This window comes from Pseudomonas edaphica, from assembly GCF_005863185.1.
Taxonomy (GTDB): Bacteria; Pseudomonadota; Gammaproteobacteria; order Pseudomonadales; family Pseudomonadaceae; genus Aquipseudomonas; species Aquipseudomonas edaphica.
This window is the reverse complement of sequence record NZ_VBVZ01000814.1, coordinates 1-2,290: the sequence shown is the minus strand read 5'-3', so window position 1 is coordinate 2,290 and position 2,290 is coordinate 1. Positions and strand designations below refer to the sequence as shown.

2 protein-coding genes are annotated in these 2,290 nt (G+C 60.1%); one reads left to right on the top strand and one right to left on the bottom strand.

From position 1 onward, the window contains the following. Positions 1-36 precede the first annotated feature (36 nt). The gene (locus FEM54_RS30805; protein WP_017137090.1) at positions 37-222 is read left to right on the top strand and encodes a hypothetical protein; all 186 of its coding nucleotides are present in this window, start codon (positions 37-39) and stop codon (positions 220-222) included. A 117-nt stretch (positions 223-339) separates the two neighbouring features. Here FEM54_RS30805 and FEM54_RS30800 read toward each other — a convergent pair whose 3' ends face one another. Continuing rightward, a complete protein-coding gene (locus FEM54_RS30800) occupies positions 340-1,965 on the bottom strand; it encodes a glucan biosynthesis protein D (protein WP_138454089.1) in 1,626 nt (541 codons plus the stop codon). Positions 1,966-2,290 lie beyond the last annotated feature (325 nt).

Here is a 2,290-nt window from a genome sequence, read left to right as displayed (position 1 = left end):
CCAGGAGTAATTGACTGATATCAGGAGTAACGGTCCATGACCAAGTCTTATGGCGTAGCGGGTGCGGTGGCGTCTTTTTGGAGTCGCCGGATGTCCTTGCGGGGGCGAAGGTTGAGTTCGGATGAGGTGGAGTTGCTGGCGCAGTATCGTGCCCTGACCGAAAACGATCAGGTGGCGATGCGCTACTTGATTGGCGCAATGAAGAGCGTGTCGCGGTTTTAACGGCATAAGCTCGTTCCCACGCTCTGCGTGGGAATGCAGCCCAGGACGCTCCGCGTCCTGCTATCACCACGGGATGCGCTCCCACGCGGGAGCGTGGGAGCGCTCTGTTGGCGCGTATCAGCTGTACTTACGCTGGTCCGATGCCGGCGGGAAGTACTGATACAGCCAGGTTTCACTCAAGGTGCGGTCCTGGGTGCGGATAAACAGCCGCAGTTCCACCGGCTCCACACTGTCGCTGGTCGGGTACCAATCGAACAGAATGCGATAGCCCTTGATGTTGTCCAGCACCAGCACACTGAAGTCTTTGACTTCCCCGTGGGAGCAGGTCACCACCGGCTCGATCCCGGTGCCGGCCGGCAGGCGATCCAGACCACCGCCCTTGAAATCCACGGCAAAGCGGCGCGCCCACACTTCGGGGTAATGCTCGCCCGGTGCCCAGCCTTCGGTAAAACCGCCCATGCCGGAACGGGTGGCATCCACTTGCGCCAGCGGTGTGCTCACCGGCGGCAGCGCGCTCCAGTACAGCTTGTAGCCATAGTTGAGTGATTCGCCTGCGGCCACGGGCTTTTTTGGGGTCCAGAAGGCCACGATGTTGTCCAGGGTTTCGCCGGTGGTGGGGATTTCCAGCAGGTCGATCGAGCCTTCGCCCCAGGCGGTGGTGGGTTCCACCCACAGGCTAGGGCGCTTGCTGTACCAGTCCACAGTGTCCTGGTAGCTGGCGAACTCATGGTCGGTCTGTACCAGGCCGAAACCTTTCGGGTCGGTGTCGGCAAAAGCGTTGAACTGCAGCTTGGCCGGGTTGTTCAGTGGACGGCAGATCCACTCGCCGTTGCCACGCCACATGGCCAAACGGTCCGAGTCGTGGATTTGCGGGTGGATGGTGTCGCACATCCGGCGTTCATGGGTACCGCAGCTGAACATGCTGGTCATCGGCGCGATGCCCAGTTGCTCGATGGCGGTGCGCGCATTGATATGCGCGTCGATGGCCATGACCACCTGGCTGGCCTGGCAGTCGATGTCAAAGCGATAGGCGCCGGTGGCGCTTGGCGAGTCGAGCAGGGCGTAGACCACAAAACGCGTGGCGTCCTTGCTCGGGGTTTCGAACCAGAACTGCGTGAAGTCGGGGAATTCCTCGCGTTTTTTCGCGTAGGTATCAATCGCCAGACCGCGTGCGGAGAGGCCGTACTGGCCGGTTGCGTCCACCGCACGGAAGTAACTGGCGCCGAGAAACGACAGCACGTCATGGCGATCCAGTTCCGGCGCCTTGAACAGCTTGAAACCGGAGAAACCCAGGTCGCCGGTCAGCTGCTTGGTGTCCACCGTGGTCTTGGCATAGTTGAACAGCGACGGGCGGAAATGCACCTCGCGGGCTTCGCGGGTCTTGGGGTCGACGCTGTGCATGCGTACTGGCGTCTTGAAGCCCATGCCGACGTGGAAGAATTGCACGTCGAGCTGGCCGTTGAGCTCCTTCCACAGCGAATGGTTGCCGTCGTAGCCGATGGCATTGAAGTTCTGCGGGGTCATGGTTGCCAGGGTCGGCGGCAGCACCTGTTTGGTGTCTTTATACGCGGTGGCGGCGAGCTGCCTGGCCTGGGCCTTGAGCGATTCGAAGTCAAACGCTACAGCCTTGCCATCGGCGGCACGGTTTCCCGCCCAGGCCTGCGCGGCCAACAGGCCACTGGCCGACAAGCCGGTGTAAGCCGCAATGGCCATGGACGCTTTGAGCAAATTCCTGCGGTGCATAGAGACAACCTGTCGTGAGCAAATCCCGCGCCGTTCCTGGCACGTAACGGATCATAAATAACGGTTCGGACATGCCTTCGACCAAACGCAACGGACAATAAACAGACGCCGGATAGCTTAAGCGGTTCGATGCAGAAGGAAAATTGATTGATGGCGGGATGATGGCGTTGCATGTGAAACAAGACGTTTCAAATACGCGCTGCCGGCGTTACATCTGGAAGCACTCTAGATCGCGGCTTTTTGGCACTTAGTTTTACGCTGGGAGCCTATTGGTCCTACGAACCCAAGTGTCTGGAGGCTACGCATGAATACCCGTGGATTGCTC